General features: G+C 76.4%; 5 protein-coding genes. 3 read left to right on the forward strand and 2 right to left on the reverse strand.

Going from position 1 to position 4,667, the window contains the following annotated elements; translation table 11 throughout:
- Positions 1 to 392: 392 nt before the first annotated feature.
- Together AB0H57_RS32410 and AB0H57_RS32415 are read right to left on the reverse strand one after the other, a co-directional pair.
- Entirely contained in the window at positions 393 to 1,034 is a 642-nt protein-coding gene (locus AB0H57_RS32410) for a methyltransferase domain-containing protein (protein ID WP_357512507.1), read from the reverse strand.
- Between the two features lie 61 nt (positions 1,035 to 1,095).
- Entirely contained in the window at positions 1,096 to 1,410 is a 315-nt protein-coding gene (locus tag AB0H57_RS32415) for an Rrf2 family transcriptional regulator (RefSeq protein WP_357512509.1), read from the reverse strand.
- A 98-nt stretch (positions 1,411 to 1,508) separates the two neighbouring features.
- On the opposite strand from AB0H57_RS32415, the gene AB0H57_RS32420 reads away from it, so the two are divergent.
- From AB0H57_RS32420 to AB0H57_RS32430, 3 genes are all read left to right on the forward strand, one after another.
- Positions 1,509 to 3,209, forward strand: coding sequence for a carbamoyltransferase C-terminal domain-containing protein (locus AB0H57_RS32420; RefSeq protein WP_357512511.1), 1,701 nt, complete (start codon positions 1,509 to 1,511; stop codon positions 3,207 to 3,209).
- On the forward strand, positions 3,206 to 4,222 hold the full coding sequence (locus tag AB0H57_RS32425; protein ID WP_357512512.1) for a glycosyltransferase: 1,017 nt from the start codon (positions 3,206 to 3,208) through the stop codon (positions 4,220 to 4,222). The genes AB0H57_RS32420 and AB0H57_RS32425 overlap by 4 nt, the downstream gene beginning before the upstream one ends.
- A partial coding sequence (locus tag AB0H57_RS32430; protein ID WP_357512514.1) for an HAD family hydrolase occupies positions 4,222 to 4,667 on the forward strand: 446 nt, incomplete at its 3' end. The genes AB0H57_RS32425 and AB0H57_RS32430, both read left to right, overlap by 1 nt.

A 4,667-nucleotide genomic window follows, 5' to 3' on the forward strand; every position in this document is an offset into this window, starting at 1 on the left:
CGCCGCCATCTGGCACAACAACAAAACCGGCGCACCCGTCACCCGATCCCTGATCGCCTACGACCACTGACCGATTTCGGAACTACTCGTCTAGTCCTCAACCGGGACCTCAACGCCGCACTCAACCTGGCCGCGCTCGCGGCTGAGTTCGACACCGCCGGGAGTGGCCCGGTGGCTGGACGTGGAGCCGACCATAAGACCCCGCCCGCGGGGCTGGTGGCTGCGAAGCGTCAACCCGGCACCGCATCAGCGGGTCAGACCGGGACCGTCCCACCGCAAGGCGGGACTACCAATCGTGTGCTCGCCAGAGCGCACTGAAAGGTAACGGAACCTATGACCGGCCCGCGCGCCGCGCACCGTCCCGTACGTCCACGGTGGATGCAGGGCGACCGTCAGGGGCGGCGGGCGGAGCCGAGGACGTGGGGGGAGGCCGGCACGGCCAGCCGGGTCGGCGGGAAGCGGAACCGGTCCAGTTCGGTGACGGTGAACCCGGCGGCCTCGATCGCCCCGACCGTGTCCCGCCCGGTGTGGCAGCCGCCGCAGAACAGCGGCCAGCAGGTCGCGTCGACCAGCCGCTGGACGCGGCGCAGGCCGGCGGTGTCGGCCCGCACGTGCTCGTAGAAGCGCAGCTGGCCACCGGGCCGCAGCACCCGGTACGCCTCCCGCAGCGCGGCGGCCTGGTCCGGCACCGTGCAGAGCACCAGGGCCGTCACCACGGTGTCCGCAGCGCCGTCGGCCGCCGGCAGCGCGTCGGCCAACCCGTCGACCACGGCGACCGGCACCGGGGCGGACGCCGCGGCGGCCCGGGCGGCGGCGCGCAGCCGGGGCTCCGGCTCGACCGCGAGCACCTCGGTGACCTCGGGCGGGTAGTGCGGGAACATCCGACCGTTGCCGGCGCCCACCTCGATCACCCGGCCACGCAGGCCGGCGACCAGCCGGCGCCGGTGCTCGGCCACGCCGGCCAGGTCCATCGACACGCTGGCCCGCTCGTAGAGCCGGGCGAAGACCGGGTTCGACACCCGTGTGCCGGCCATGAACCGCCCCCCTCGATCGCCTCCGGCCAGCCTAACGCCGGCCCGCCACCGAACGACGGGGTCAGCGGGGCGCGGCGGTGAGGGCGAGCAGCAGCGGGGCGGACGGCTCGTCGACGAGGTCGCCCAGGCGTACCTCGTCGAGGACGGCGAGGAACGCCGCCTGGGCGCGCCGGAGCTGCCCGCGCAGCCGGCAGCCGGCGCGCAGCGTGCAGCCGGACTCCTCGCAGGCGACGACCTCGTCCTCGCCCTCGAACGCCCGGACCACCCGGCCCACGGTGATCTCCTCGGCGCGGTCGGCGAAGGCGACGCCACCGGAGCGGCGGGGTCTGACGGCCGCCAGCGGCGGGGATCCCGCCCCCGGGGTCCCCGCCGCCACGGTCTCTCCACGTTAGAGATATCAGTGCAGGCCAGCGCGCTCGGCGAGAAGTCGATGATCTCGGGTTAGGGCGGGCCGGCCCAGGGTACGACCTCCCCATGCGCGTCCTCGGGATCAATGCGATCTTTCACGATCCGGCCGCCGCCCTCGTGGTGAACGGCCAGGTGGTGGCCGCCGCCGAAGAGGAACGGTTCAGCCGCCGCAAGCACGGCAAGCGGCCGGTGCCCTTCTCCGCCTGGGAGCTGCCGGAACTCGCCGCCGCCTGGTGCCTGGCCGAGGCGGGCGTCGACGTCGATGCCCTCGACGCCGTGGCGTACTCCTTCGACCCCGGACTGTGCCGGGACGCAGCCGCCCTGGATCTGGCCGACCCGTGGGACTGGCTGCGGGTCGAGTACGCCCAGCGCGCCCCGCAGTTCCTCGCCGCCGCGCTGCCCGGCCTGGACCCGGGGAAGGTCCGTTTCGTACCGCATCACGTGGCGCACGCCGCCTCGGCCGGGCTGGCCGCGCCGACCGCCGGGGACGACACCGCCGTGCTGGTGCTGGACGGGCGCGGCGAGGTGGCCAGCCACCTGGCCGGCGTCTACCGCGACGGTCGGCTGTCGTCCCTGCACAGCCAGGAGTTGCCGCACTCGCTCGGCCTGCTCTACGAGGACCTGACCCGCCACCTGGGCTTCCAGCACTCCAGCGACGAGTACAAGGTGATGGCGCTGGCGTCGTACGGCGAGCCGCGGCACCTGGGCGCGCTGCGCGAGCTGATCCGGGCCACCGACGACGGTGGCTTCCGGGTGGAACGGATCGACTGGGCCAGCCTGGCGAAGGCCGTCGCCGCCGGGGGTGAGCTGACCGAGGAGCACGCCGACCTGGCCGCCAGCGTGCAGACCCGGCTGGAGGAGGTGCTGCTCGACCTGTCCCGCTGGCTGCACGACGCCTCGGGCGGGGCGCGCACCCTGGCCCTGGCCGGCGGCGTGGCGTTGAACTGCGTGGCCAACGCCCGGCTCGCCGCCGAGGGCCCGTACCAGCGGGTGTGGGTGCAGCCGGCCGCCGGTGACGCGGGCACCGCGCTCGGCGCCGCCCTGCACGTCGCCGGCGAGCTGGGCGACCGGGCCACCCCGATGGCCGGGGCGGACCTGGGCCGGGGCTGGTCGGACGAGGAGCTGGAGGCGGAGCTGCGCCGCGCCGCGCTGCCGTACAGCCGGCCGGACTCGATCGCCGCCGAGGCGGCCCGGGTGCTCGCCGACAACGGCATCGTCGCCTGGTACCAGGGGCGCGCCGAGTACGGCCCGCGGGCGCTGGGCCACCGGTCGCTGCTCGCCCACCCCGGCGACCCGGACACCACCCGGCGGATGAATGACGTCAAGGGCCGCGAGCAGTTCCGCCCGATCGCCCCGATGGTCCGCGCGGAACGCTTCGCGGAGATCTTCGACGGGGTGTACCCCAGCCCGTACATGCTCTTCGTGCACCGGGTGCGGCCGCACTGGCGAGACCGGATCCCGGCGGTCACCCACGTCGACGGCACCGCCCGGGTGCAGACCGTGCACACCGAGACCGAGCCGCTGGTGGCCGAGCTGCTGGCCGAGTTCGAGCGGCGCACCGGCCTGCCGGTGGTGGTGAACACCTCGCTGAACACCGCCGGACGGCCCATGGTGGACACCCCCCGCGAGGCGCTGGAGCTGTTCGGCTCCGCCCCGGTGGACCTGCTCGCCCTCGGCCCGTTCGCGGTGCACCGCGGCTCGCTCGGCGGCGCCCGGCCGGCAGCGCTGGGCGAGGCCCGGCCGGCAACGCCGGGGGGCACCCGGTGATCAGCGTCGTGGTGCCCACCCTCGGCCGGCCCAGCCTGACGGTGCTGCTCGACGCGCTTGCCGGCCAGCTCGCCGCGCTGCCCGAGGCGGAGCTGCTGCTGGTCGACGACCGGGGCGACGACACCGGGGAACTGGCGGTGCCGGGCGCGCTGACCGCGTACACGAAGGTGCTGACCGGGCGCGGCGCGGGCCCGGCGGCGGCCCGCAACCTCGGCTGGTCGACGGCGCGCGGCGAGTGGGTGGTCTTCCTCGACGACGACGTGGTGCCGGCCCCGGACTGGGCCCGGCGGCTGGTCGACGACCTGGCGGCACCCGCCCGCGTCGGCGGGGTGCAGGGCATGGTCGAGGTGCCGCTGCCGGTCGACCGGCGCCCCACCGACTGGGAGCGCGGCACCGCCGGGCTGGCCGACGGGCGGTGGATCACCGCGGACATGGCGTACCGCCGGGCGGCGCTGGCCACGGTCGGCGGCTTCGACGAGCGTTTCCCGCGCGCCTACCGGGAGGACGCCGAGCTGGCCCACCGGGTCCGGGCGGCCGGCTTCGTGCTGCGCCGGGGCGGCCGGCGGGTCGTCCACCCGGTCCGTCCCGAGGGGCGCTGGGTCAGCCTGCGCACCCAGCGGGGCAACGCCGACGACGCGCTGCTGCGCCGGCTGTACGGCCGGCGCTGGCGCACCGATCTGGGCCTGCCGCCGGGCCGCCGGCCACGGCATGTGGCGGTGACGGCGGCCGGGCTGGCGGCGTGCGCCGCCGCCGGACTGCGGTTCGCCGCCCGTCCCGGGCCGGGGCGGCGGGCGCTCGGCGCCGTCGCGGCCGTCGCCACCGGCGGCTGGCTGGCCGGCACGGCCGAGTTCGCCCGGGCCCGGATCGCGCGCGGGCCGCGCGACGCCGGTGAGGTCGGCGCCATGCTGGTGACCAGCGCGCTGATCCCGCCGCTGGCCGTCGGCCACTGGGTACGCGGCTGGTGGCGGGCCCGCGCCGCGCTGCCCGCCCCGTCCGTCGAGGCGGGCCGCTGATGCCCACTCCCCCTGCCCGGGGCGCCTGGTCCGGCGGCCCCGCCCTGTTCGACGCGGTGCTGCTGGATCGGGACGGCACGCTGGTGGAGGACGTGCCCTACAACGGTGACCCGGAGAAGGTACGGCCGTTGCCGGGGGTGCGGGAGGCGCTGGACCGGTTGCGGGCGGCCGGCCTGCGGCTGGGCGTGGTCACCAACCAGTCCGGGCTGGCCCGGGGCTACTTCACCGCGGCGGACATGCGGGCGGTGCACGCCCGGATCGAGGAGCTGCTGGGCCCGTTCGACGACTGGCAGGTCTGCCCGCACGACGACCGGGCCGGCTGCCGGTGCCGCAAGCCGGCTCCGGGCATTGTGTACGCGGCGGCCGGCGCGCTGGGCACCGTTCCGGCGCGGTGTGTGCTGGTGGGCGACATCGGAGCGGACGTCATCGCGGCCGGGGCGGCCGG

This window comes from Micromonospora sp. NPDC050686, from assembly GCF_040654475.1.
GTDB lineage: Bacteria > Actinomycetota > Actinomycetes > Mycobacteriales > Micromonosporaceae > Micromonospora.

Bases quoted from the DNA above. Each gene is read 5' to 3' on its own strand.
- AB0H57_RS32420 (WP_357512511.1), top strand. From the start codon at position 1,509: ATGCGCGTCCTCGGGATCAATGCGATCTTTCACGATCCGGCCGCCGCC.
- AB0H57_RS32410 (WP_357512507.1), bottom strand. From the start codon at position 1,034: ATGGCCGGCACACGGGTGTCGAACCCGGTCTTCGCCCGGCTCTACGAG.